Source organism: Pseudomonas fluorescens, assembly GCF_018614775.1.
Lineage (GTDB): Bacteria > Pseudomonadota > Gammaproteobacteria > Pseudomonadales > Pseudomonadaceae > Aquipseudomonas > Aquipseudomonas fluorescens_BY.
The window spans coordinates 16976-40129 of the sequence record NZ_JAGGOF010000049.1 but is presented as its reverse complement, the minus strand read 5'-3'; the positions used below and the strand labels follow the sequence as shown (position 1 = coordinate 40129).

Here is a 23154-nt window from a genome sequence, read left to right as displayed (position 1 = left end):
CCTGCTCGCGATGGGGCCCTCCAGGGTTGCACACTCAAACCGGCGGCAACCGCCAATCGATCGGCGCCTCGCCCTGCTGCTCGAGAAACTTGTTGGTCCGGCTGAAATGCCCGCATCCCAAAAAGCCCCGATACGCCGACAGCGGCGATGGGTGGACCGAGGTCAGCACCAGGTGCTTGGTGGCGTCGATCAGTTTCTGCTTGCTCTGGGCATGGGCGCCCCACAGCAGGAACACCAAGTGGGGCTGGTGCGCGCTGACCACTTCGATGACCCGGTCGGTAAAGTGCTGCCAACCTTTGCCCGCATGGGAGTTGGCGTTGGCGCGCTCGACGGTCATGGTGGTGTTGAGCAGCAACACGCCCTGGTCGGCCCAGCTTTGCAGATAGCCGTGGTTGGGAATGTCGATGTTCAGGTCGCGTTTCAATTCCTTGTAGATGTTCACCAGCGACGGCGGCGTCGGCACGCCAGGCTGCACCGAAAAGCACAAACCATGGGCCTGGCCCGGACCGTGGTAAGGGTCCTGGCCGAGGATCACCACCTTGACCTTGTCCAGCGGCGTGGAGTTGAGGGCGTTGAAAATCAGCGATGCCGGTGGGTAGATCTCCTTGCCGGCGGCGTACTCCTGACGCAGGAATTCGCGCAACTCTGCCATGTAGGGCTGGTCGAACTCGGCACGCAGTGCCTGCTTCCAGCTGGGTTCGAGTTTGATACGGTCATCAGCAGTCATGGTTGCACCCGGTATAAACAATGGGCGCACCCTAGGAAAGCCTACATGGCTTGTCAATTGATCTGACACAGAACCGGCACTTTCCCACGCAGCGGTCATACTGAACATTCAAATTCCGGATCGAGGTCTCGATGAATCTGCACTTCGAAGAACTGACGGGCATCACAGGGGCCCGCATCGGCGTCGCCACCCTGGATGCCGAAAAATCCCTGAACGCCCTGTCCCTGCCGATGATCAATGCACTGCGCGACCGTCTCGACGCCTGGGCCAGAGAACCGCAAATCGCCTGTGTGTTATTGCGTGGCAACGGCGCCAAGGCCTTCTGCGCCGGCGGTGAAGTCCGCAGTCTGGTGGAGGCGTGCCGCGCCAATCCCGGTGAGGTGCCGCCCCTGGCCGCGCAATTCTTCGCAGCGGAATACCGCCTGGACTTCAACCTGCACACTTACCCCAAGCCGTTGCTGTGCTGGGGTCACGGTTATGTCCTGGGCGGCGGCATGGGGCTGTTGCAAGGCGCGAGCACGCGCATCGTCACCCCGAGCAGTCGCCTGGCCATGCCGGAAATCAGCATCGGCCTGTACCCGGACGTTGGCGCCAGTTGGTTCCTGTCGCGCCTGCCCGGCAAGCTCGGTCTGTTTCTCGGCCTGACCGGTGCTCACATGAACGCCCGGGACGCCATCGACCTGGGCCTGGCCGACCGCTTTCTGCTGGACGAACAGCAGGACGACCTGATCGAAGGCTTGCTGCAACTCAACTGGCAGGAACAGACCGAGATGCAGCTCAACAGCCTGCTCAAGGCCTTGCAGCAGGAAGCCGCCGCCCGACTGCCTGAAGCCCAATGGCTGCCGCGTCGGCAGAAAATCGACGAATGGCTGGATGTCAGCGACGTGCGCTGCGCCTGGAAATCGTTGAGCCTGCTGGTGGACCACCAGGACCCGCTGATCGCCCGGGCAGCCAGGACCATGACCGAAGGCTCTCCCCTGACCGCTCATCTGGTCTGGGAACAGATAGCCCGTGCGCGGCACTTGTCATTGGCCGGTGTGTTCCGGATGGAATACACCCTGAGCCTCAACTGCTGCCGCCATCCGGAGTTCAGCGAGGGCGTGCGGGCCCGGCTGATCGACAAGGACCACCAGCCCCATTGGCACTGGCCGGACATCAATCATGTGCCCGAAGCCGTGGTGGAGGCGCATTTTCACAAGGCCTGGGAAGGTCGGCATCCGTTGGCGGACTTGTCCAATGAGTGAACGCCGAATCGGCCCCTGAGGGAGCGGGCTTGCTCGCGAAAGGGCCGGCACACCCAACATCATCGCAAGCTGACACGCCGCCTTCGCGAGCAAGCCCGCTCACACAGGACAACAGGCACAAAAAAGCGGCGCTCGATGCGCCGCTTTTTTACTGCCCGCGGATCAGCGGTGGCTGCCCCTGCCGTCATGATCGCCGCGCCCTCGATGATCACGCCCGCCTCGACCGCCCCGGTCGTCATTCCAACCGCCCCGGTCGTGGCCGTCCCAGCCGCCCCGGTTTGGATAAAACCGATACGCTGCTCGCGGTGGCGAGTAATAGCGCGGGCCTTGTTGATAGTAACGCGGTGCCGAGTAATAGCGCGGCGCCGATTGGTAATACCGCGGGGCGTAATAGCCACGCGGGGCCGAGTAATAACTCCCGCCACCGTAATAGATCGGTGCCGGTGAGGTGTACACATCGGAACGGTAGTAGCTTGAGTCTGCGTCGTAATAAGGCGTGCAGGCCGAAAGAGTCAAACCGAGAAACGCAAGGAGCAGCAGTCGTCGATACATGGCGGCCTCCTGGACCGCGAATGGGCCACATCAGCGACGCTGATGGGCGGCAGCCAGCTTTGGGTGACTGTCGAATATTCAGACAGCAAAATCGGAATCTGGTGCGATATGGCAACAACTAGAAACATGTAGCCCTTTGCCCCTCCCCCGCACAAAGCGACCTGGCATTCCCGCCACGGGTCTATCCACATACAAATCCAGGCACCTTTTCCTACGAGGCCACTAAACTGACTGCATTGGGTCTTCGCCAAGGGAATCGCCATGTCGCTCCGTTCGCCGTTGTATTCCCAGCGTCGGCCACTCCTGATCGCAGGAGGGCTGGTGGGTACAGGGTTCCTGATCATTTCATTGACGGGCCACTACGCCGTCCCGCCCCCGGTTCGGGACACCACGCTCAAAACGTTGTACCTGAACCTGCTGATCGGTCTGCTCGTGACGCTGACCGTACTGGCGCTTCTCTACCGGCTGATCAACAACTACCAACGCCGCCTCGACGCCCAGACGACCCTCGACAGCCTGACCGAGCTGCCTAACCGCCGTGGCTTCAACCTGTTGGCTGTGCAGGCCCTGCACGAAGCCCAACGCGAGCCCAGGCCCTTGACCGCGCTGTTGCTGGAACTGGACGATTTCAAGCGACTGGACAGTACCCACGGTCACATCGCCAGCGACCAACTGCTGTCCGGGTTCTCGCGGGACTTGACACAAAGCCTGCGGCATTCGGACATTGTGTGTCGCTGGAGTGCCGAAGCCTTTGCCGTACTGCTCAAGGACACTGACGGACAGACCGGTCTGAAGATCGCCGAGAAAATTCGTCAGCACATCGAGAAGCAGCGCTATTTCTGCAGTGGCAAACAATTGCTGGTCACGGTCAGCATCGGCCTCACCACGGTGCAAGACGAAGACACCTTGCACAGTCTGCTGTCTCGGACCGATCATGCGCTGCACCGCGCCCGGCAGACCGGGTGCAACCGGACCTGCGTGGAAATGCCTCACTCCAGTTATGAATAAACCCGACCTTTGCCCCGCCTGCGGGGGCGCGAACGACTGCTCCCTGGCCGACCCGAGAACCGACGACCGGGCCTGCTGGTGTTTCAGTGTGAGCATTGACCCAGCCGTACTTGAGGCATTGCCGGCAGACTTGCGGGATCAGTCCTGCCTGTGCCCACGCTGTGCGCAAGTCGAGGTCCAGTTGCATGCCAAGCCCCGGCCGATCAAGTAAGATGCGCGCCCTCTGCCCACTCGCCTGAACTGCCCATGCGCGTTGACCGTTTCCTCAGTAACCTGCCCCGTTTCAATCGCCAACAGGTCCGTCTGTTGCTGGTGGAACGTCGGGTGCGGATCGACGGCCAGACCGTCACCGACCCGCATGCCCCGGTGCGCGAATTCAGCCGTGTTGAGGTCGACGACGAATTGTTGCAAGCGGGCCGTCCGCCACGCTACTTCATGCTGCACAAACCGCCCGGCTGCGTCAGCGCAACTCGCGACTTACAACACCCTACCGTGCTGGATTTGCTCGACGTGCCGGACAAGGACGACCTGCACATCGCCGGGCGCCTGGACTTCAATACCACCGGCTTGATGCTGATCACCAATGACGGCAGCTGGTCGCGACGCCTGACCCAGCCGCAGACCAAACTGCCGAAGGTCTATTACGTCGAAACCGAACAAACCATCACCACCGAGTACGCCGACACCTTCGCCCGGGGCCTGTACTTCGCCTTCGAAGACCTCACGACCCAACCGGCGGCGCTGACGTTGCTGAGCCCAACGTCGGCGCGTTTGAGCATCGTCGAGGGCCGTTATCACCAGGTCAAACGCATGTTCGGCCACTTCAATAACAAGGTGTTGCGCCTGCATCGCGAGCGCATGGGCCCGCTGACACTGGACGCCAACCTTGCACCAGGCCAATACCGCGCCTTGAGCCTTGATGAAATCCACCTGATCTGAACCCGTGACCGCTGGGCAGAAGTGTCGAACAATTTCCAAACGGCACTTGCGCAACGCTCGCCCCCCTGCTTGAATCAAACCGTCGGCCGAAATGTGACCGATGAGTCACCCCATACTTCCAAGAAACTTTTTGCCGACCAGAACCCTCAGGTTCCGTTGCAACCCACTGGCAAACTGCCCGCCATAACAACACCCGCCGACCGCTTTGCGGATCGACATGGGCCTTATCTTCCAGGCGTATGCCTACCTGTCACATTGCCCGTGCACTCTCGTTGCGCGCATACCCGCTTGCCAGGAGTCTTATGACATGAGGCCAGAAATCGCTGTGCTGGATATACAGGGTCAGTATCGGGTTTACACGGAGTTCTATCGCGCAGACGCCGCACAAAAGACCATCATCATGGTCAACGGCTCAATGGCCACCACTGCGTCGTTTGCACAGACCGTCAAGAACCTCCATCCGCAATTCAACGTCGTGCTGTACGACCAGCCCTACGCGGGCAAGTCCAAAGCCCACAACCTGCACGAGAAAATGCTGACGAAGGAGATCGAAGGGCAGATTCTCCTGGAACTGATCGATCACTTCGCCGCCGAGCATGTGCTGTCGTTTTCCTGGGGCGGCGCCGCCACGTTGACCGCCCTCGCCCAGCGCCCACGGCGGATCGAAAAAGCGGTGATCAGCTCGTTTTCACCGGTGCTCAATGCACCGATGCGCGACTATCTGGAACGCGGTGTGGACTATCTGGGCAGCCTGGATGGCGACCGTGTCGGACATCTGGTCAACAGCACGATCGGCAAGCATTTGCCGCCGCTGTTCAAGCGTTTCAACTACCGCCACGTCAGCAGCCTGGCCGAACACGAATACGGGCAGATGCACTTCCACATCACCGACGTGCTCCACAGCGACCAGCAGTGCTACGTCAACGCGGCGAAAAAAATCAACGTGCCGGTGCTGTTCCTGAACGGCGAATGGGACGAATACACCTCGGCCGACGACGCCAGGCTCTTCGCCAATCACGTCCAACACAGCACCTTCAGCACGTTGCAAGCCACCGGGCACTTCCTGGACATGGAACACAAGGCCGCTTGCCGAGACAGCCGCAACGCCTTGATGAGCTTCCTCACCCCGTCACACCACGAAAGCCGTCCGCGCTACAGCTACGTGCAGGACTACCATGCACTGGCAATCTGAAACACGTCCTCGCGGGCAAGTCTCGTCCAAGGTTGTGGGACTTGCTCGCGATGGCCGCTCTGTCTTGAAGAGTTGCGTAGACAGCTAACTTCACCGTACGCAAAGAAAAACTTCAAATCCCCGTCCACATCTGGTACAAAGTCAGCCGCTCTGAGCGGGTGTCTTCGATGGCAACACTTCAGCGTCAAAGCTGATGGTGAGCCCTTCGGGATTGTCTGCTTGAGTGAGATAGAACGTGCGTTTAAAGCGGGTATAGTTTAGTGGCAAAACGAAAGCTTCCCAAGCTTTAGTTGAGGGTTCGATTCCCTCTACCCGCTCCAATCGATTCTGGTCTTGCGTTGTAGTTTGGCGGAAGATGTAAAAAACCGGCACGTGGTGGCCGGTTTTTTTTCGTCTTGGATTTGGCATCTCGCTTACGTCTCTAACGTCCAGGACCGCACTGCGTCTGTAGCCATTCCAGCCAGCCAACTGTTCATTATCCGCCTCGTAGGTCGTCCTGCAGAGAAGCAGGCTCCCACGCTACGTTTGTAGTCCCTGCCGATCACATTCCGAAATACACCCACGCCTCTCGCTTCGACCCTCGTCCTGGGCGGCTTCTAGACTTCTACGTAATGAATTCAATCCCCCAACGACCGGCTACTCGGTGGTTATAGTGTTGATCATTAAATTACAGTAGGTATAGTACCCACCAAGCGCACCACACGGAGGTGTTGTGAATAGCCGATTTTTGATAGGCCAGATTGTTGTGGACGGTTGGTATCTGGTGCGGATTCGGGGCAGTCACCATCATTTCAAGCATCCGATCAAGCCGGGGCTGGTCACGGTTCCTCATCCGAAGAAGGACCTGCTCAAGAAAACAGCCCTCAGTATCCTGCAACAGGCTCTGCTCCAGACCGCACCTTGCACCGCTCCCTTGGAGGACGAAGAACATGCTGTACCCGATTGCAATTTCAATGGGTAATGACGAACAAGCCTGGGGGGTTGAGGTACCGGACATTCCCGGCTGCTTTTCCGCTGGAGACGATCTGGATGAGGCCATGGCGATGGCGCGCGAGGCCATTGAGGGGCACTTCGAGATTCTCGCGGAAGACGGCTCGCCGATTCCGTCGGCCAACACCGTCACCCTGCACGCAGCCGATCCAAAGTACGCCGGCTGTACCTGGGCTTTGGTGGACATTGATGTGACCAAGTACCTGGGCAAGGCGCAAAAACTCAACATTACCTTGCCTGGCTATTTGCTCAACCGTATCGATGAGTATGTGTTGCACCACCCTGAGGAGAAAAGCCGATCCGGGTTCCTGGCGTCGGCGGCGCTGAAGGTGCTGCAGCAGGGGCGGTGAAAAGACAGAGCAGGATACGGAACAAACTGTGGGAGCGAGCCTGCTCGCGATGGGGTCGTGACAGTCGATAGAGACGTCGACTGACACATTGGTTTCGCGAGCAGGCTCGCTCGTACCGTTTTTTTTGCACAGGGCCGATCGCTTATTTCTTCTGCGAACCGGACTCCTGCATTTGCACCGAAGACTTGGTGCCATCGGTATTGTCCTTGGTCTCGTTACCCGAGTTGTCGAAGCAGCCTTGCAGGGCGAACAGGCAACAGGCGAGGCAGAAGGTGCGTGTGAGGTTCATGGTGTACTCCAATTGAGGGCTTTAAGCAGTGACCTGCGAACACGGCAGATGGTTGCCCTGGACTTCAGGCCATACGGTGAAGCGCGCGACCGAAGGTAAAGAAAAAATGTAAGCAGAATTTTCACCGCTTCGTTGCTGTCTCACAGACAGGTGAATCCCATAAGGAACGCAGCAATGACCTTCGCAAAAATCGCACAGAAAAACTGGCGCTATGGGCAGGCAGCCCGAAGACGTTTTTGGGAGCCATCGTGTTGCTGGTGCTTTGGGCCATCAGCGGGCCGTATTTCCAGTTCAACGACACCTGGCAATTGATCATCAACACCTCGACGACGATCATCACCTTCCTGATGGTGTTTCTGATTCAAAACACGCAGAACCGCGATACCGACATCTTGCATCTGAAGATCGATGAATTATTGCGGGCGAACGCGGAGGCGCAAAACGCAATGCTGGGCCTCGAAGCGCTGGACCTCAAGCAGTTGGAAGCATTGCGCAAGCATTACCAGGCCATGGGCGAAGGCGAAGCCAAGGGCCTTGAGGGCCTGGAAAAGCCGAACACGGTCGATCTGAACCAATGCTGATACCTGGGCGCGAGCGGTGTCGCACCACTCGCGCCTGTCCGGCAACCATCAGGGCAGCGGATCTCCCCCCGTCACGCCAAACACTTCGCCAGTAATGTAGCTCGACTCCTGCGAAGCCAGCAGTACATAAAGCGGGGCGCACTCGGCGGGTTGGCCGGGACGCTTCATCGGGACCTGAGAGCCAAAAGTAGGAATTTTCTCCTGCGGTTGTCCACCACTGGGTTGCAGCACCGTCCAGATCGGCCCGGGTGCCACCGCGTTGACGCGGATGCCCTTGCTGATGACCTGTCCCGCCAGCGCCTTGGTGAAGGCAACGATGGCCGCTTTGGTGGTGGCGTAATCCAACAACGTCGCCGACGGGTCATAGGATTGGATCGACGCCGTATTGATGACCGTCGCCCCCGCAGGCATCAGCGGCACGGCTGCCTTGCAGAGCCAGAACATCGCATAGATGTTGGTCTTCATGGTGTCGTCGAATTGCGCCGTCGTGATGTCGGCGATGTCTTTCTGGGCTTCCTGCTTGCCAGCCACGTTTACCAGGATATCCAGGCCACCCAGTTGCTCGTGAGCACTCTTCACCAGTTGCACGCAAAAGGCTTCGTCCTTGAGATCCCCCGGGATCGCAATGGCTTTGCGGCCTTCGGCTTCGATCAGTTCAATCACCTGTCGTGCATCGCGTTCTTCGCTGGGCAGATAGTTGATCACTACATCAGCGCCCTCCCGGGCATAGGCGATAGCGGCCGCGCGACCGATCCCCGAGTCGCCACCGGTGATCAGCGCCTTGCGCCCTTCCAGGCGCCCGAAGCCCTGGTAGGTTTTCTCGCCATGATCCGGCTTGGGCACCATGTCCTGGTCGATACCCGGCGGCGACTGTGGCTGGTCTGGAAAAGGTGGCCGGGGATATTGCGTAAGCGGGTTCTGCATCGCGTATTGGTTGGGTTCTCGGCGTGTGGACATCGAGGTTCTCCTTTTCAGCGGGCAAGATGAGCCGGGACGCGAACGCCCCGGTCATGAAGATGGAAGGTGCAGCGGATCAGCGGCTGGCCTGCAATGCCTTGGCCTTCTCCAGATGGGTCTGCAATTTGGGCAAGGTTTCATCGGCGAAGGCCTTGATTTCCGGCACTTCGGTGGTCTGGGCCTGTTCCTGGATCTGGGCAATCGCTTCCTCGGTGGCCTTGACCTGGCTGGCGGCATAGGCGGCCTCGAACGACTCGCCCTCCTGTACCTGTGGCATCAGAGTCTTGGCCTTGTCTGCCACCTCGTCCCGAGGCGCAACAGGCAAATCGAGTTTCTTGGCAATTTTCGCCAGATGCTGATTGGCGGTGGTGCGGTCGTTGATCACCATGATGGTGTAGTCCTTGACCTCCCTGGATTCGGCTTTTCCGTGGGCCGTGCGACTGGCCTCGATGTCGGCCATGCCTCTGGCGGAAGCATCGTTGATGAATTCGGCGGGCGATTGGGCCCAGGCACTGTTGGCGCCCAGCCCCATCAATACGACAAGACTGCTGGTGCGAAAAAAGGTGGCCATTCGGCTCATGGTCGCGCCCTCCTCTGTAAGAATTCGACAGCTACCCCACAGCGGGGCCTGCCTGGGTTTCGAAAGGGAAAGGGACGCAAAAGTTTGATTTAAGTGCTGTACCGCGACGAACGGTGACCGTGGTCAGATGCCAAGTGCCCGATGATTCTGTCGTTTAGCGGCGTACATCGCCTCGTCCGCATGGCGGAACAGCGCTACGTCTTCGATGCCATGATCGGGGAAACAGGCGACGCCTATGCTTGGCTCGATACTCAGGCAATGCTCATCCAGACGCAGCGGCTGGGTCAGCGTCTGACGGATTTTTTCTTGCACACGGTGAGCATCTTCCAGCGCCTGGATGCTGTGCAGCAGGACTACGAACTCGTCTCCACCGATGCGCGCCACGGTGTCGGAGTCCCTTATGCAGCCCTTGAGACGGCTGGCCACCGCTTGTAGCAGCATGTCGCCGACACCGTGCCCATAGGTGTCGTTGATCTGCTTGAAGCGATCGAGGTCGATGTACAGCAACGCCATGCGCCCTGACGCGGCGCGAGCGCTCGCCAGCGCTGCCTTGAAGCGATCGCGCAACAGCTCGCGGTTGGGCACCTGGGTCAACTGGTCGTACTGCGCCATGTGCTGCAGTCGAGCATGCAATTGCTGGCGCTCAATGGCGATGGTGATCTGCGCGCAGACATATTGCAGCAGTTCCTTGTCCTGCTCGGTATAGCGTTCGTTGTCCAGCGCGCTCTTGACGATCAGCGCGCCGATCGTGCCATTCTGCGAGTTCAGCGGCACCCCCAGCCAACAGGGCGCGTCCGGCCGCGCCACAAGATCACAGAACCCCAATGGCAATGAGCTGCAACCGGGCGTCAACAGGATCGGCTGACCACTGCGAATCACCTCGGCGCACAACCGCCCGGTGACCGTACCGGGCAGTTCGGGCCGTTGCTCCAGATCGTCGACGTGATAAGCGAAGTTCAGCTGCGCGCATTGCTCGTCATACAGTGCCACCGAGAAATTCAGCGCCGGCAGCCATTCGCCGATGATCAGGTGAATGCGCTTGAACAACGCCAGCAGATCCGCCGCGGCATGGGCCGCCTCGGAAATCGCATACAACGCCGCCTGCCGGGACTCGGCCAGCTTGCGTTCAGTGATGTCCCGGGCCACGGCGATCCGGAGTTGGTCCACTGGCGACCAGCGCGCCGACCACAGAATGTGCGCCACCCGACCGTCCTTGCGCAGGTAGCGGTTCTCGAAATTGAGCTTGGGCTCGCCGCCCATGATCTCCCGCGCCGCTTCGAGGGTCCGCTGGCGGTCGGCAGGGTGCACCAGGTCGATCATGGGCTGGCCGATCAGCTCGTCAGGGGTGTAGCCGAAAATTCGCTCGCAGGCGGCACTGACAAATACAAAACGGCCTTGGCCGTCGACCGCACACACGGCGTCCAGCATAAGGTCGATGTAACTGGCCAGCGGCGCGGAACTGCGGGTGTCCATGGGGCTGGGGATCATCCGGATAAGTGCAGCGGTGAGCGAAGCGAGCGTACGAAACTGACAGCTAATCCAATACCGGTAAGGATAGCGTAGGCGATCGGCGTGTATGCGTTCAGCCTTGAAACGAGATTTCGCGGGCGCGTGGATCGAGACCAACGGGGCTGGCACTGCTTCTAATACGATGCCAGGTAAGGTGCGCCGACTCGTCACCGACAGCGCATAGGGCGCGCAACCTTAAGAATAGTGACGAGCCAAACGCCGCAGGCTCGGGAGCAAGAGCATAGCCTTCCTACTATCCCACGCCGCAAGGGGTTTCACCCCCCAGGGTCCTAGGCAAGCTCCTACACAGAAGTCTCCAGTGACACTCAAGCACAGCAGAAACGGCTGATTCAAAGTCCCCTGCGCCCCCTGTAAGGTCTGGAAACACGGCGATTGAAGCGCTCAAGGACAGCATCGTAACCAAGGAATGTCATCGAACCATGAACCAGACTGCGCAACCCACCCATCACTTCACCCACTACCGCAAGGTCATTGCCCTCGCTGACCAGAATTGGCAGTGTGCCGAAGTCGGAAAAATCTCGGGGCTGAATGTCGAGGTCAAGACCCCCAACGTCCTGGTCGATCAATACGGTCGCACCTTCCATCACTTCTGCACCACATCCTACCTGGGGCTGGATTACCACCCGGCGTTGCTGGACGGCGCCATGACCGCGCTGTGGGAAGCCGGGACGCTGCGTGTCGCCAATTCCAGAAATCGCTGCAAGCTGGCGATTCTCGATCTATACGAGACGCAACTGTCGGAACTGTTTGGCGCCAGCTGCCTCAGTGCCCTGTCCTGCAGTGCCGCAAGCGCCGGGATCCTGCCTCTGTTGGCCAGCGGCGTTTTTACGGACGACCGGTCGCCGGTGATGGTGTTCGACAAACATGCCCACTATTCGATGAATCACATCAAGGCCGCCTGCGCCGATGAAACCCGGGTCATCACGTGCCCGCACAACGACATGGACTTCATCGAAGACGTGTGCAAGCGCCAGCGCAAGGTGGCGTACGTGGCCGACAGTGCCTACAGCATGGGTGGCCTGGCGGACCTGGACAGCCTGCTGTACCTCAAGCAGCGTTACGGCCTGTTTCTCTATCTGGACGATTCCCATGCACTGTCAGCGGTCGGGGAACGCGGCGCGGGCCTGGTCCGTCCGCGTCTGCCCGCCGTGGACGAGCGCACCCTGATCGTTGCTTCACTGGCGAAATCTTTCGGCGCCAGCGGTGGGTTGGCAATGTTTGGCTGTGAACGGCAAAAGGCCCTGGTACAACGCTACGGTGGACCGAGCAACTGGTCCCAGAGTTTGAACGCAGCAGCCATTGGCGCGGGCATGGCCTCGATCCGCCTGCACCGCAGCCAGGAATTCAGCGCCTTGCAGGAGCGTTTGCAGGCTAATATCCGCCTCTTCGACCGCCTCGTTCGTACCGAACAACACGGCAACCCCATGGCGATCCGTCTGGTGCCTTGCGGTGAGGCGGCCCTGGCGAACAGCCTGGCGGTCGAACTGGCCGAGCTGGGGTATTTCACTTCGGCGGTTTTTTTCCCGGTGGTGCCCCAAGGCAAAGCCGCCATCCGTATCACCCTGCGCGCCGACATGGAGCCGAAGGTGATCAGCGAATTCTGCCAAAGGATCACCGACCTGCTGCTGATCCACGGCCGGGATATCCGTCCATGAAACGAGTCTGTCGATGAAGAACCGCACCACCCTGATCGTCACCTGCACCACTGTGTTCCTGGCACAACTGGGCATGAGCATCTACTTGCCGGCCCTGCCGGATATTGCTCGGGATCTGGACGCCGATGCGTCGGCGGTTTCCTGGGGCCTGGCGGTGTACCTGATCGGCATGGCGCTGCCGATGTTGTGGTGGGGCAGCCTGAGCCAGCGCCTGGGGCGCAAGGCGGTTTTGCTGGCGGCGCTGGGGCTCTACGGCTTGGGCAACCTGGCCCTGCCGCTGGGCACCGGAGTAGAAGCATTCCTGGCGCTGAGGTTGATTCAGGGCATCGGCGCCAGCGGTATCTCGGTGATGGCCCGGGTCCTGATCCGCGACAGTTTCAGCGGCGACTTGCTGGCCAAGGCCCTTTCATGGATATCCATCGCCTTCGTCGTGGCCCTCGGCATCGGCCAATACCTGGGCTCGCTGATCCAGGCCGCGCTGGGTTGGGAGGCGATTTTTCTTGGGTTGGGCGCCACCAGCCTGGCCCTGGCGGCGGCCATCTCCCGGGCCCGGTTCCCGCCGGTGACGTACCTCAGCGACGGTCAATCGGCCTGGCGGATTTACACAAGGGTTCTCCGGCACCGTGACTTTCTGTTGCCGGCACTGGCGGGCGGGCTGGGTTACGGCGTGATCATTGCCTTCAACACCGCCGCGCCGCTGATTCTGCAGGCTGGCTTCCACTGGTCACCCATCGAGTATGGTCTGTTGGGCTGGCCGATCAGCGCGGCGTATCTGCTCGGTGCACTGACAGTGAATGCTTTCGTACTGCGCACCGGCCAGCGACGGATGATGGGCTGGGGTATCGCATGGGTGTTGGGCGGCAGCGCAATCATGTTGGCAGGTAGCCTGACCCTGAGCAGCATCGCGATTCTGTTCTGGCTGCCGTATTGCTTCGCGGTGTTCGGCCAGTCGGTGAACTACCCCATCAGCCTGTCCCTGGCCAACGCGGGCTCACCTGTAGCCGGCGCCTACGCCATGGCGTTGAGCGGTTTTCTGCATCAACTGATGGCCTCGGTGGTCGGCGCCATGGCCAGCCTGTTGTTGAGCCAACAGGCCTGGCCGCTGGCGACACTGTGTGCACTGTTAGGTGCGGCGGCGATGTTCTGTGTAAGGTCCATGCCGCCCCGGGTCGCCTAGTGGCCTGTACGGTTAATTTGAGTGCAGGAATCAGCCACACAGGTCACTAGTACGCGCTGCGGAAAATTTCCTCGATCTGCCGCTGGTCCGCAGCCCGTGGGTTGGTCAGGCCGCAAGCGTCCTTCAAGGCGTTGGCAGCCAGCACCGGTACGTCATTGAGGCGTACGCCCAATTCGCGCAGGCCGGCCGGAATGTCCACGTCGTGGGCGAGGCTGCGGATCGCCGCAATGGCGACCTGGGCGCCCTCTTCCACGCTGGCCCCCGGCGTATCGACGCCCATGGCTCGGCCCACGTCGTTCAGGCGAGCGGCGCACACCGAGGCGTTGAAGCTTTGCACATGAGGCAGCAGCACCGCGTTGCACACCCCGTGCGGCAAGTCGTAGAAGCCACCCAGTTGATGGGCCATGGCGTGGACGAACCCCAGCGAAGCATTGTTGAACGCCATCCCTGCCAGAAACTGCGCATAGGCCATGTTCTCCCGCGCCGCCAGATCACTGCCGTCGCGCACGGCCAGGCGCAGATTGTTGCTGATCAGGGTGATGGCCTTCAGGGCGCAGGCATCGGTAATCGGCGTGGCGGCGGTGGACACATACGCCTCGATCGCGTGGGTCAGCGCATCCATGCCGGTGGCAGCGGTCAGGCCCTTGGGCATCGCGACCATCAGCGCCGGGTCGTTCACCGACATCAGGGGCGTGACGTTGCGATCGACAATGGCCATTTTCACGTGGCGTGTCTCGTCGGTGATGATGCAAAAACGGGTCATCTCACTGGCGGTGCCGGCGGTGGTATTGATGGCGATCAATGGCAATTGCGGCTTGCTTGAGCGGTCGACACCTTCATAGTCACGAATCTGCCCACCATTGGTGGCACATAACGCGATGCCCTTGGCGCAGTCGTGGGGCGAGCCGCCACCCAGCGACACAACGAAGTCACACTCGCTCTCCTTCAGCAACACCAGCCCCTGCTCGACATTGGCAATGCTGGGGTTGGGCTTGGCACCGTCGAAGATCACCGCGTCGACATCCTGGATGGCCAGCAGTTCGACCACCTTGGACGCCACGCCAGCCTTGGCCAACCCTGCGTCGGTGACAATCAGTGCCTTGCGAAAACCGTAGTTGCGAATGGCGGTCATGGCCTCGTCGAGGCAACCCAGGCCCATGATGTTCACGGCGGGAATGAAAAAGGTGTTGCTCAAGGGACACGCTCCTGGAAGAGACCGGATCGGTAGGGACTACAGGATTGACCGATCAGTCACCGCGCTCCTTGATCTGGCTCAAGACTCTGGCGTGATAAAGTCGCGCCCTGCCTTTGCCACGTTTTGGATGAGCTTCACGATGACCGATTTCCAGGAATATGACGCCCGGCTTGAAGATTGGGCGGCCTTGCAGGCCAGCACCAACTTCAGCGGCCTGCTGCTGGGCAATGGCGCCAGCCGCGCGGTGTGGGACGATTTCGGCTATGACTCGCTGTTCGAAAACGCCCGTACTGTCGAAGAAAAGCCTCTGAGCCCGTCGGAACTGAGTGTGTTCGAGGCGCTGCAGACGCGCAGTTTCGAGCAGGTACTCGGTGCGCTGAAAACCACCAGCCGGGTCAACAAGGCCCTGGCCGTCAGCTCCGCCGCCCCGCGCAATCGCTACTACGCGATCAAGGAAGCGCTGATCAATACCGTGCACGCGGTGCACATCCCCTGGCGACTGGTGCAGCCCTCGACGCTGGCGACGCTCAACCAGGCGTTGTGCCGCTACCGTACGGTGTTCACCACCAATTACGACTTGCTCAACCACTGGGCGATCCAGCACGTGCCCGACACCCTCACCGACCTGTTCCTGGGCAGCGAGCACCATTTTGACCTGAGCCAGGTGACCACTGACAAACCGCGCCTGTTGTACCTGCACGGTGGCCTGCATCTGGTGCGCAACCAGGACGGCACGGCGCGCAAGCTGACGTCCACCGAGGGCACGTTGCTGGGCAGTTTCGCCATCAACAACACCCTCAAGACCCTTGACGATGTGCCATTGTTCGTCAATGAAGGTCCGAGCCAGGACAAGCTCAAGACGATCCGCAGCTCCGATTACCTGTCCTTCTGCTACGACCAGTTGCTGCACCACGGCGACAACCTGTGCCTGTTCGGCCATGCCCTCGGCGAGCAGGACCGGCACATCGTCGATGCCCTTCGCCAGGCGGCCCCCAAGACCGTGGCGATCTCGATCTACCCGCGCAGCCAGGCGTTCATCCAGCACCAGAAGCGCCATTACGCCCAGGTGTTCCAGGGGCTTGCCGTGGAGCTGCGGTTCTACGACGCCAAAAGCCATCCGCTGGGTGATCCGAGACTATCGGTGCCGGTGGAGGTTTAATCGCCTGATCAGGCTAGGCACCCGTGGCCCTGCCCGTTCGACGCGCAGCGTGACTACAGCGTAATGGCCGTGCCCAGCAAGGTCAGGAAACCCGCCAGCCAGTTCGGATGCGCCGGCCAGGCCGGTGCGGTCGCCAGGTTGCCCTGGACATGGCCTTCGGTCACTGCAAGGTCGATGTAAGTCCCGCCCGCCAGCCGCACTTCCGGGGCGCACGCCGGGTAGGCACTGCATTCGCGCCCGTCGAGAATGCCCGCCGCTGCCAGCAATTGCGCGCCGTGACAGACCGCTGCAATCGGCTTGCCGGCCAGATCGAAGTCGCGCACCAGTTGCAGGACTTGTTCATTCAGCCGCAGGTATTCCGGCGCCCGCCCGCCCGGCACCAGCAGCGCGTCGTAGTCGGCGGCGTCGACACCGGCGAAGTCGTGGTTGAGGGCGAACAGGTGCCCCGGCTTTTCGCTGTAGGTCTGGTCGCCTTCGAAATCGTGGATCGCCGTGCGCACCGTCTGCCCGGCGCGCTTGTCCGGACAGACCGCGTGCACGGTGTGGCCGACCATCTGCAAGGCCTGGAACGGCACCATCACTTCATAGTCTTCGACGTAATCGCCGACCAGCATCAGGATTTTCTTGGCCGCCATGGGCTGGGCTCCTTTGGGAATGCGTGAGTGGGAACGCCTTAAAGGTAGTCCGGGATGTCGCGACAGGTGTGATAAGCCGTCATGACCTGACGGGTTGCACGCGAGTGAACGCGAAGATGCTTTTGTGGGAGCGAGCCTGCTCGCGATTCAGGCGCCGCGGTTCATCAGTTGAACCGTGTCATCGTTCAATCGCGAGCAGGCTCGCTCCCACAGGGCGGGCGGTGGTCAGCCGAGAATCCCATCCGCCCGCAAGAGCGTTTCCAGGCAATGCTCGGTGATGTGATAAAACGCCTTGAGTGCCTGGATTTTCGCCAGCAGTTCGGTCGGGTCCACCGGTTCGGCGCGTTTGACCGCCAGGATCATCTTGTTCTTGTTGGTGTGGTCCAGGGAGATGAACTCGAACACCTTGGTTTCGTAGCCGCAGGCTTCCAGGAACAGTGCCCGCAGACTGTCGGTGACCATTTCCGCCTGTTGGCCCAGGTGCAAGCCGTATTGCAGCATCGGTTTGAGCAAGGCCGGGCTCTGGATCTGCAGGCGGATCTGTTTATGGCAGCACGGCGAGCACATGATGATCGAGGCGCCCGAGCGAATGCCCATGTGGATCGCGTAGTCGGTGGCGATGTCGCAGGCGTGCAGGGCGATCATCACGTCCACCGCGCTCGGCGCCACACTGCGCACGTCACCGTGCTGGAAGCTCAGGCCCGGGTGGTCCAGCCGCGCGGCCGCTTCATTGCACAGCTTGACCATGTCTTCACGCAATTCGACGCCGGTCACCACGCCTTCGGCCTGCAAGGTATTGCGCAGGTAATCGTGGATGGCGAACGTCAGGTAGCCCTTGCCCGAGCCGAAATCCGAAACCCGCACCGGCTTGTCCAGGGCCAGGGGCGAAGACGTCAGCGCATGGCTGAAGACCTCAATGAATTTGTTGATCTGCTTCCACTTGCGCGACATCGCCGGAATCAGCTCGTGCTTGTGATTGGTCACGCCCAGGTCGGCCAGGAACGGCCGGCTCAGGTCGAGGAAGCGGTGCTTTTCGCGGTTGTGCTCGCCGGACGGCACCTCCCGCAGTTGCTGGGGCTTGCTCTTGAACAGCGAAGACTTGCCTTTCTTGCTGTATTCCAACTGCGCCTCGTCGGTAACCGCCAACAGGTGCGCGTTCTTGAACGACGCCGGCAAGAGCGCGGCGACGGTGTCCACGCCTTCGGTCAGCGGGAAATTCCTGGTGATGTCGCGGGTCTTGTAGCGGTAGACGAAGGACAGGCAGGGCTGGTCCTTGACCGTCAACGGCTTGATGATCAACCGCTGCAGGTCCGCTTCGTCCCCGACATACTTGGCCAGCACCAGTTTGATGAACGCGTTCTGCGCAAGGCTGGTGCGCAGCAGCTCGACGAACTGGGCGTGGTGATCCGGCGCGGGACGGGCGGGGGTTGCGGTGACGGACATGAACAAGCGGCCTCGGGGCGGGGCGAATCGGGATTGGTCGGTATTTTAGGGGGGATGGGCAGCCAGGGCACGGAAAAGTTGGTGTGGCGAGCAGCAGCCTCTGTGAGAGCAAGGCTTGCCCACGATGAATACGCCGCGATTCGGCAGGCCAAACCGAGTCATCGTTCATCGCGAGCAAGCTTTGCTCCCACAGGCTTGTGCCGACAGCAGGCTTATCAGCCTAAAACCACCAACCGGTTCGGCAACTCATTACGCGCATGGGTCACCGGTACATGCTCCTTGAGCAGTTCGCCGCAGGCTTCGATGCAGGTCACGAACCCCTGCAAAGTCTGCCCCTGGCGAACCTGCTGAGTGAACGCGGCGACGATGGCGTCCCAGCGCTTGTTGTCGAGTCGCTTGGAGATGCCTTCGTCCACCAGGATTTCCACGTACCGCTCGGCCTCGCACACAAAGATCAACATGCCCGTGCTGCCTACCGTGTGATGCAGGTTCTGTTCGAGAAACTGCCGGCGCGCCAGGTTGGAGGCGCGCCAATGCCGCACGGAACGGGGAACAAGGTGCGTGGTGATGCGGGGAATGCGCAACACCAGGCACAGCCCGATGAAGCTGAGCCATTGCACCAGCAACAGGCTATGCATGGCCAGCCAGCCCGTGAGGTAATGCACCACGCCGGGCACCACCAGGGCAAACAGGCTGGCCCACAGCAGCGGGATGTAGGCATAGTCGTCGGCGCGGGCGGCGAGCACCGTGACCAGTTCGGCGTCAGTGTCCCGCTCGACCCGGGCGATGGCCTCGGCGACCTTGCGTTGTTCGTGTTCAGTCAGTAATGCCATGGTTAGAAATGCCTGCTCATTATGATTGTCACCAGCCGCCCGACGAACCGCCGCCACCGAAACTGCCGCCGCCACCGCTGAAACCACCGCCTCCACCGCTGTCAGAATCGCCATAACTGGAACCGCTGCTCCCGGAACTACTGGAACCACTGGATCCACTGGAACTGCCGACACTAACGGGCAGGATGCCCAGCACCTGGCCCACCATGACGGTGGTGATAAACAGCATCACCAGCATCACGAACAGCCACGGGTGCCGCTGGACGAAATCGCCCTCATCCTGCTCGTCCGAGCTGTACACCGGCGTTGCCGGCACATCCAGCGGGCTGCCTCCCAGCACCACCAGCATGGCCGCCACGCCGTCACTGATGCCCTTGCTGAAATTGCCGATCTTGAACGCCGGAGTGATCACCTGGTTGATGATCACCGAACTCTGGGCGTCGGTCAGGCGATCTTCCAGACCGTAGCCCACTTCGATCCGCAGCTTACGGTCATCCCGGGCAACGATCAGCAGCGCGCCGTTGTTTTTATCCTTCTGCCCGATGCCCCAGTGGCGGCCCAGCAGATAGCCGAAGTCTTCGATCCTGGCGCCTTGCAGGTCAGGCACGGTGACGACGACCACTTGCTCGCCGGTCGCCTGCTCGTGGGCCGTGAGCTGGGCCTCCAGTTGCGTCCGCACCGCCGGCTCGAGCAGTTGGGCGGCGTCCACCACCCGCCCGGTCAGCGCCGGAAACCTCAACTCGGCCTGGGCCGAGATGGCAAATACCCAGAGCAACAGCACCAGGCCAAACTTCAACACGCGCATTGGAACCTCTGTGGGAGCGGGCTTGCTCGCGAAAGCGATGGGTCAGCTTGCAACACGGGTTGGATGTGCTGCAGCCTTCGCGAGCAAGCCCGCTCCCACGCTGCTTCAGGCTGCCGGGTACTGATCAGAACTTCACCTGTGGCGCTTTTTCGGCGTCCGGGCTGGTGGCCTCGAAGGTCTGGCGAATCGGCAGGTCGCTGTACATCACGCTGTGCCACAGGCGCCCTGGGAACGTGCGGATTTCGGTGTTGTATTGCTGCACTGCCAGGATGAAATCGCGGCGAGCCACGGCGATACGGTTCTCGGTGCCTTCGAGTTGCGATTGCAAGGCGAGGAAGTTCTGGTTGGCCTTGAGGTCAGGATACCGCTCGGACACCACCATCAGCCGGCTCAACGCACCGGAGAGCTGGTCCTGCGCCTGCTGGAACTGCTTGAGTTTCTCCGGGTTGTCCAGGGTGTTGGCGTCGACCTGGATCGAGGTGGCCTTGGCCCGCGCTTCAATCACCGCGGTCAGGGTTTCCTGCTCGTGCTGGGCGTAGCCCTTGACGGTCTCCACCAGGTTGGGAATCAGGTCGGCGCGGCGCTGGTACTGGTTCTGCACCTGGCCCCAGGCGGCCTTGGCCTGTTCGTCCAGGGTCGGGATGGTATTGATGCCGCAACCGGCCAGCAGCGAGGTGAACAGCATCAGCGCCAGCAGGTGCAGACCGCTGCGGTGGGTCAATCGTAGGTTCACAGGTGAAACTCTCCCTTGCATGAATGAAAAAAACACGGCCACCTATCGCCTCGGCGTCTAGGGCATAATCGGCCGCCGCACTGGATTGAATCCGGGCGATGGGCTAAAAGATGCGCGGTGCGAAACTAAGTTCAGCCCCGCGGGCTCGAAAGTGTGCTGTATTTGACCGAACAACAATAGCCGCTCCTCACATTTTGGCTGACCGGCGCGTGCTGATCACCGCCCTTTAGGCTTGCGAGAAAACCATTCATGAAGAAGCTGTGTCTGCTGGGCCTGTTTGTCACCCTGGCCAGTCAATCCGTACTGGCCGACAACGTTCCAGCCCCCATGGAGAACAAGGACGCCTTCATCAGCAACCTGATGAAGCAGATGACCCTCGAAGAGAAGATCGGCCAATTGCGCCTGATCAGCATCGGCCCGGAAATGCCCCGGGAGATGATCCGCAAGGAAATCGCCGCTGGTAATATCGGCGGTACGTTCAACTCCATCACCCGCGATGAAAACCGTCCGATGCAGGACGCGGCCATGCGCAGCCGGTTGAAGATCCCGATGTTCTTCGCCTATGACGTGATCCACGGCCACCGCACCATTTTCCCGATTCCCCTGGCCCTGGCTTCGAGCTGGGACATGGACGCGATCTACCATTCCGGGCGCATTGCCGCCCAGGAAGCGGCGGCCGACAGCCTGGACATTACGTTCGCGCCGATGGTCGACATCTCCCGCGACCCGCGCTGGGGCCGCACGTCCGAAGGCTTTGGCGAGGACACCTACCTGGTGTCGCGCATCGCCGGGGTGATGGTCAAGGCATTCCAGGGCAACGGTGCCAACGCGGCCGACAGCATCATGGCCAGCGTCAAGCACTTTGCCTTGTACGGTGCGGTTGAAGGTGGCCGGGACTACAACACCGTGGACATGAGCCCGGTGAAAATGTACCAGGACTACCTGCCGCCCTACCGCGCCGCCATCGATGCCGGCGCCGGCGGGGTCATGGTCGCGCTGAATTCCATCAACGGCGTGCCGGCGACCGCCAACACCTGGCTGATGCACGACCTGCTGCGCAAGGAATGGGGCTTCAAGGGCCTGGCCGTCAGTGACCACGGCGCGATCTTCGAGTTGATCAAGCATGGCGTCGCCCGCGACGGTCGCGAAGCGGCGAAGCTGGCGATCAAGGCCGGCATCGACATGAGCATGAACGACTCGCTGTACGGCAAGGAACTGCCAGGGCTGCTCAAGTCCGGTGAGATCGAGCAGAGCGACGTCGACAACGCGGTGCGTGAAGTGCTGACCGCCAAGTACGACATGGGTCTGTTCAAGGACCCGTACCTGCGCATCGGCAAAGCCGAGGATGACCCGGCCGACACCTACGCCGAAAGCCGCCTGCACCGCGCCGATGCCCGTGACGTGGCGCGCCGCAGTCTGGTCCTGCTGGAAAACCGCAACCAGACCCTGCCCCTGAAGAAGAGCGCGAAAATCGCCCTGGTCGGCCCGCTGGCCAAGGCACCGATCGACATGATGGGCAGTTGGGCCGCCGCCGGCCGTCCTGCCCAGTCGGTCACCCTGTTCGACGGCATGAGCCGCGCACTGGGCGGGGATGCGAAGTTCATCTATGCCCGTGGCGCCAACATCACCGGCGACAAAAAGGTGCTCGATTACCTGAACTTCCTCAACTTCGATGCCCCGGAAGTGGTGGACGATCCGCGCCCGGCCCAGGTGTTGATCGACGAAGCGGTGAAAGCCGCCCAGGACGCCGATGTGGTGGTGGCCGCCGTGGGTGAGTCCCGTGGCATGTCCCATGAGTCGTCGAGCCGCACCGAGCTGAACATTCCGGCCAGCCAGCGCGAGCTGATCAAGGCCTTGAAGGCCACCGGCAAACCGTTGGTGCTGGTACTGATGAATGGCCGTCCGCTGTCGTTGCTGGAGGAAAAACAGCAAGCCGATGCGATCCTGGAAACCTGGTTCAGCGGCACGGAAGGCGGCAACGCCATCGCGGACGTGCTGTTCGGCGACTACAACCCGTCGGGCAAGCTGCCGATCACCTTCCCACGCTCTGTTGGGCAGATTCCTACCTACTACAACCACCTGAGCATCGGCCGGCCCTTTACGCCGGGCAAGCCGGGCAACTACACCTCGCAATATTTCGACGACACCACCGGCCCGCTCTATCCGTTCGGCTACGGCCTGAGCTACACCGACTTCAGCCTGTCGGACATGGCCCTGTCGTCGACCACGCTGAACAAGACCGGCAAACTCGACGCCAGCGTGACGGTGGAAAACACCGGCAAGCGTGACGGCGAAACCGTGGTGCAGTTGTACATCCAGGACGTGACCGGCTCGATCATCCGCCCGGTGAAGGAACTGAAAAACTTCCGCAAGGTGATGCTCAAGGCCGGTGAGAAGAAGGTCATCCACTTCACCATCAGCGAAGACGACCTGAAGTTCTTCAACGCCCAGCTCAAATACGCAGCGGAGCCAGGCAAGTTCAACGTGCAGATCGGCCTGGATTCCCAGGATGTGAAGCAGCAGAGTTTTGAGTTGCTCTGATCTTCTAGCAACACACTTCCCCCTGTGGGAGCGAGCCTG

The 23154-nt window shown here is 61.0% G+C and carries 21 protein-coding genes, 1 tRNA gene and 3 pseudogenes; 13 read left to right on the top strand and 12 right to left on the bottom strand.

Annotation, left to right across the window (positions count from 1 at the left end):
• Window positions 1-34: 34 nt before the first annotated feature.
• Window positions 35-727, bottom strand: a complete 693-nt coding sequence (gene ung / locus J7E36_RS14530) for a uracil-DNA glycosylase (protein WP_215004024.1) — start codon at window positions 725-727, stop codon at window positions 35-37.
• 131 nt (window positions 728-858) lie between these two features.
• Here ung and J7E36_RS14525 point away from each other — a divergent pair, with 131 nt between their 5' ends.
• On the top strand, window positions 859-1971 hold the full coding sequence (locus J7E36_RS14525; RefSeq protein ID WP_215004022.1) for an enoyl-CoA hydratase/isomerase family protein: 1113 nt from the start codon (window positions 859-861) through the stop codon (window positions 1969-1971).
• A 162-nt stretch (window positions 1972-2133) separates the two neighbouring features.
• Here J7E36_RS14525 and J7E36_RS14520 read toward each other — a convergent pair whose 3' ends face one another.
• The gene (locus tag J7E36_RS14520) at window positions 2134-2523 is read right to left on the bottom strand and encodes a hypothetical protein (protein ID WP_215004020.1); all 390 of its coding nucleotides are present in this window, start codon (window positions 2521-2523) and stop codon (window positions 2134-2136) included.
• A gap of 396 nt (window positions 2524-2919) precedes the next feature.
• Here J7E36_RS14520 and J7E36_RS14515 point away from each other — a divergent pair.
• The 7 genes and pseudogenes from J7E36_RS14515 to J7E36_RS14485 all read left to right on the top strand — a co-directional run.
• Window positions 2920-3531, top strand: a pseudogene (locus J7E36_RS14515) (GGDEF domain-containing protein); the annotation flags it as partial.
• Entirely contained in the window at window positions 3524-3742 is a 219-nt protein-coding gene (locus tag J7E36_RS14510) for a cysteine-rich CWC family protein (RefSeq protein ID WP_215004016.1), read from the top strand. The pseudogene J7E36_RS14515 and the gene J7E36_RS14510, both read left to right, overlap by 8 nt.
• 35 nt (window positions 3743-3777) lie before the next feature.
• Window positions 3778-4470, top strand: a complete 693-nt coding sequence (locus tag J7E36_RS14505; RefSeq protein ID WP_215004014.1) for a pseudouridine synthase — start codon at window positions 3778-3780, stop codon at window positions 4468-4470.
• Between the two features lie 307 nt (window positions 4471-4777).
• A complete protein-coding gene (locus tag J7E36_RS14500) occupies window positions 4778-5662 on the top strand; it encodes an alpha/beta fold hydrolase (protein ID WP_215004012.1) in 885 nt (294 codons plus the stop codon).
• Window positions 5663-5908: 246 nt separating this feature from the next.
• Window positions 5909-5982 (top strand) — tRNA-Gly (locus J7E36_RS14495).
• A gap of 392 nt (window positions 5983-6374) precedes the next feature.
• A pseudogene (locus J7E36_RS14490) lies at window positions 6375-6551 on the top strand (type II toxin-antitoxin system HicA family toxin); the annotation flags it as partial.
• 40 nt (window positions 6552-6591) lie between these two features.
• Window positions 6592-7002: a type II toxin-antitoxin system HicB family antitoxin gene (locus J7E36_RS14485; protein WP_215004008.1), complete on the top strand. Its 411-nt coding sequence runs from the start codon at window positions 6592-6594 to the stop codon at window positions 7000-7002.
• 142 nt (window positions 7003-7144) lie between these two features.
• Here J7E36_RS14485 and J7E36_RS14480 read toward each other — a convergent pair whose 3' ends face one another.
• Window positions 7145-7291 (bottom strand): hypothetical protein, encoded by a 147-nt coding sequence (locus tag J7E36_RS14480; protein WP_215004006.1) that lies wholly within the window; start codon window positions 7289-7291, stop codon window positions 7145-7147.
• Window positions 7292-7465: 174 nt separating this feature from the next.
• On the opposite strand from J7E36_RS14480, the pseudogene J7E36_RS14475 reads away from it, so the two are divergent.
• Window positions 7466-7872, top strand: a pseudogene (locus tag J7E36_RS14475) (low affinity iron permease family protein).
• 48 nt (window positions 7873-7920) lie between these two features.
• Here J7E36_RS14475 and J7E36_RS14470 read toward each other — a convergent pair.
• The 3 genes from J7E36_RS14470 to J7E36_RS14460 all read right to left on the bottom strand — a co-directional run bounded on the left by J7E36_RS14470 (window position 7921) and on the right by J7E36_RS14460 (window position 10882).
• Complete coding sequence (locus J7E36_RS14470) at window positions 7921-8829, bottom strand: SDR family oxidoreductase (protein ID WP_215004004.1); 909 nt, start codon at window positions 8827-8829, stop codon at window positions 7921-7923.
• Between the two features lie 76 nt (window positions 8830-8905).
• Window positions 8906-9409 (bottom strand): DUF4142 domain-containing protein, encoded by a 504-nt coding sequence (locus J7E36_RS14465; RefSeq protein WP_215004002.1) that lies wholly within the window; start codon window positions 9407-9409, stop codon window positions 8906-8908.
• Window positions 9410-9532: 123 nt separating this feature from the next.
• Window positions 9533-10882, bottom strand: coding sequence for a sensor domain-containing protein (locus J7E36_RS14460; protein WP_215004000.1), 1350 nt, complete (start codon window positions 10880-10882; stop codon window positions 9533-9535).
• A 476-nt stretch (window positions 10883-11358) separates the two neighbouring features.
• Between J7E36_RS14460 and J7E36_RS14455 the strand changes: the two genes are divergently transcribed.
• Together J7E36_RS14455 and J7E36_RS14450 are read left to right on the top strand one after the other, a co-directional pair.
• Window positions 11359-12594 (top strand): aminotransferase class I/II-fold pyridoxal phosphate-dependent enzyme, encoded by a 1236-nt coding sequence (locus tag J7E36_RS14455; protein WP_215003999.1) that lies wholly within the window; start codon window positions 11359-11361, stop codon window positions 12592-12594.
• Window positions 12595-12607: 13 nt separating this feature from the next.
• On the top strand, window positions 12608-13771 hold the full coding sequence (locus J7E36_RS14450; RefSeq protein WP_215003997.1) for an MFS transporter: 1164 nt from the start codon (window positions 12608-12610) through the stop codon (window positions 13769-13771).
• Between the two features lie 46 nt (window positions 13772-13817).
• Here J7E36_RS14450 and yiaY read toward each other — a convergent pair whose 3' ends face one another.
• On the bottom strand, window positions 13818-14966 hold the full coding sequence (yiaY, locus tag J7E36_RS14445; protein WP_215003995.1) for an L-threonine dehydrogenase: 1149 nt from the start codon (window positions 14964-14966) through the stop codon (window positions 13818-13820).
• Between the two features lie 139 nt (window positions 14967-15105).
• Between yiaY and J7E36_RS14440 the strand changes: the two genes are divergently transcribed.
• Window positions 15106-16125: a DUF4917 family protein gene (locus tag J7E36_RS14440; RefSeq protein WP_215003993.1), complete on the top strand. Its 1020-nt coding sequence runs from the start codon at window positions 15106-15108 to the stop codon at window positions 16123-16125.
• A 53-nt stretch (window positions 16126-16178) separates the two neighbouring features.
• Here J7E36_RS14440 and J7E36_RS14435 read toward each other — a convergent pair whose 3' ends face one another.
• From J7E36_RS14435 to J7E36_RS14415, 5 genes are all read right to left on the bottom strand, one after another.
• Complete coding sequence (locus J7E36_RS14435) at window positions 16179-16760, bottom strand: DJ-1/PfpI family protein (RefSeq protein WP_215003990.1); 582 nt, start codon at window positions 16758-16760, stop codon at window positions 16179-16181.
• 225 nt (window positions 16761-16985) lie between these two features.
• On the bottom strand, window positions 16986-18203 hold the full coding sequence (locus J7E36_RS14430) for a class I SAM-dependent methyltransferase (protein ID WP_215003989.1): 1218 nt from the start codon (window positions 18201-18203) through the stop codon (window positions 16986-16988).
• A gap of 215 nt (window positions 18204-18418) precedes the next feature.
• Window positions 18419-19036 carry a TPM domain-containing protein gene (locus J7E36_RS14425; RefSeq protein WP_215003987.1) on the bottom strand — a complete coding sequence of 206 codons (618 nt, stop codon included), beginning with the start codon at window positions 19034-19036 and terminating at the stop codon, window positions 18419-18421.
• Window positions 19037-19064: 28 nt separating this feature from the next.
• Complete coding sequence (locus tag J7E36_RS14420; protein WP_215003985.1) at window positions 19065-19841, bottom strand: TPM domain-containing protein; 777 nt, start codon at window positions 19839-19841, stop codon at window positions 19065-19067.
• A gap of 124 nt (window positions 19842-19965) precedes the next feature.
• Window positions 19966-20526, bottom strand: coding sequence for a LemA family protein (locus J7E36_RS14415; protein WP_435304176.1), 561 nt, complete (start codon window positions 20524-20526; stop codon window positions 19966-19968).
• Between the two features lie 297 nt (window positions 20527-20823).
• Here J7E36_RS14415 and bglX point away from each other — a divergent pair, with 297 nt between their 5' ends.
• A complete protein-coding gene (bglX, locus tag J7E36_RS14410; RefSeq protein ID WP_215003981.1) occupies window positions 20824-23115 on the top strand; it encodes a beta-glucosidase BglX in 2292 nt (763 codons plus the stop codon).
• Window positions 23116-23154 lie beyond the last annotated feature (39 nt).

What these genes read in the sequence shown, in the direction of transcription:
- J7E36_RS14455 (WP_215003999.1), top strand. Translation starts at nt 11,359, where the DNA reads ATGAACCAGACTGCGCAACCCACCCATCACTTCACCCACTACCGCAAG.
- J7E36_RS14440 (WP_215003993.1), top strand. Translation starts at nt 15,106, where the DNA reads ATGACCGATTTCCAGGAATATGACGCCCGGCTTGAAGATTGGGCGGCC.
- J7E36_RS14460 (WP_215004000.1), bottom strand. Translation starts at nt 10,882, where the DNA reads ATGGACACCCGCAGTTCCGCGCCGCTGGCCAGTTACATCGACCTTATG.
- J7E36_RS14450 (WP_215003997.1), top strand. Translation starts at nt 12,608, where the DNA reads ATGAAGAACCGCACCACCCTGATCGTCACCTGCACCACTGTGTTCCTG.
- J7E36_RS14415 (WP_435304176.1), bottom strand. Translation starts at nt 20,526, where the DNA reads ATGCTGTTCACCTCGCTGCTGGCCGGTTGCGGCATCAATACCATCCCG.
- J7E36_RS14425 (WP_215003987.1), bottom strand. Translation starts at nt 19,036, where the DNA reads ATGGCATTACTGACTGAACACGAACAACGCAAGGTCGCCGAGGCCATC.
- J7E36_RS14485 (WP_215004008.1), top strand. Translation starts at nt 6,592, where the DNA reads ATGCTGTACCCGATTGCAATTTCAATGGGTAATGACGAACAAGCCTGG.
- J7E36_RS14430 (WP_215003989.1), bottom strand. Translation starts at nt 18,203, where the DNA reads ATGTCCGTCACCGCAACCCCCGCCCGTCCCGCGCCGGATCACCACGCC.
- J7E36_RS14510 (WP_215004016.1), top strand. Translation starts at nt 3,524, where the DNA reads ATGAATAAACCCGACCTTTGCCCCGCCTGCGGGGGCGCGAACGACTGC.
- J7E36_RS14505 (WP_215004014.1), top strand. Translation starts at nt 3,778, where the DNA reads ATGCGCGTTGACCGTTTCCTCAGTAACCTGCCCCGTTTCAATCGCCAA.
- J7E36_RS14465 (WP_215004002.1), bottom strand. Translation starts at nt 9,409, where the DNA reads ATGAGCCGAATGGCCACCTTTTTTCGCACCAGCAGTCTTGTCGTATTG.
- J7E36_RS14470 (WP_215004004.1), bottom strand. Translation starts at nt 8,829, where the DNA reads ATGTCCACACGCCGAGAACCCAACCAATACGCGATGCAGAACCCGCTT.
- J7E36_RS14480 (WP_215004006.1), bottom strand. Translation starts at nt 7,291, where the DNA reads ATGAACCTCACACGCACCTTCTGCCTCGCCTGTTGCCTGTTCGCCCTG.
- bglX (WP_215003981.1), top strand. Translation starts at nt 20,824, where the DNA reads ATGAAGAAGCTGTGTCTGCTGGGCCTGTTTGTCACCCTGGCCAGTCAA.
- J7E36_RS14500 (WP_215004012.1), top strand. Translation starts at nt 4,778, where the DNA reads ATGAGGCCAGAAATCGCTGTGCTGGATATACAGGGTCAGTATCGGGTT.
- J7E36_RS14435 (WP_215003990.1), bottom strand. Translation starts at nt 16,760, where the DNA reads ATGGCGGCCAAGAAAATCCTGATGCTGGTCGGCGATTACGTCGAAGAC.
- J7E36_RS14525 (WP_215004022.1), top strand. Translation starts at nt 859, where the DNA reads ATGAATCTGCACTTCGAAGAACTGACGGGCATCACAGGGGCCCGCATC.
- J7E36_RS14420 (WP_215003985.1), bottom strand. Translation starts at nt 19,841, where the DNA reads ATGCGCGTGTTGAAGTTTGGCCTGGTGCTGTTGCTCTGGGTATTTGCC.
- ung (WP_215004024.1), bottom strand. Translation starts at nt 727, where the DNA reads ATGACTGCTGATGACCGTATCAAACTCGAACCCAGCTGGAAGCAGGCA.
- J7E36_RS14520 (WP_215004020.1), bottom strand. Translation starts at nt 2,523, where the DNA reads ATGTATCGACGACTGCTGCTCCTTGCGTTTCTCGGTTTGACTCTTTCG.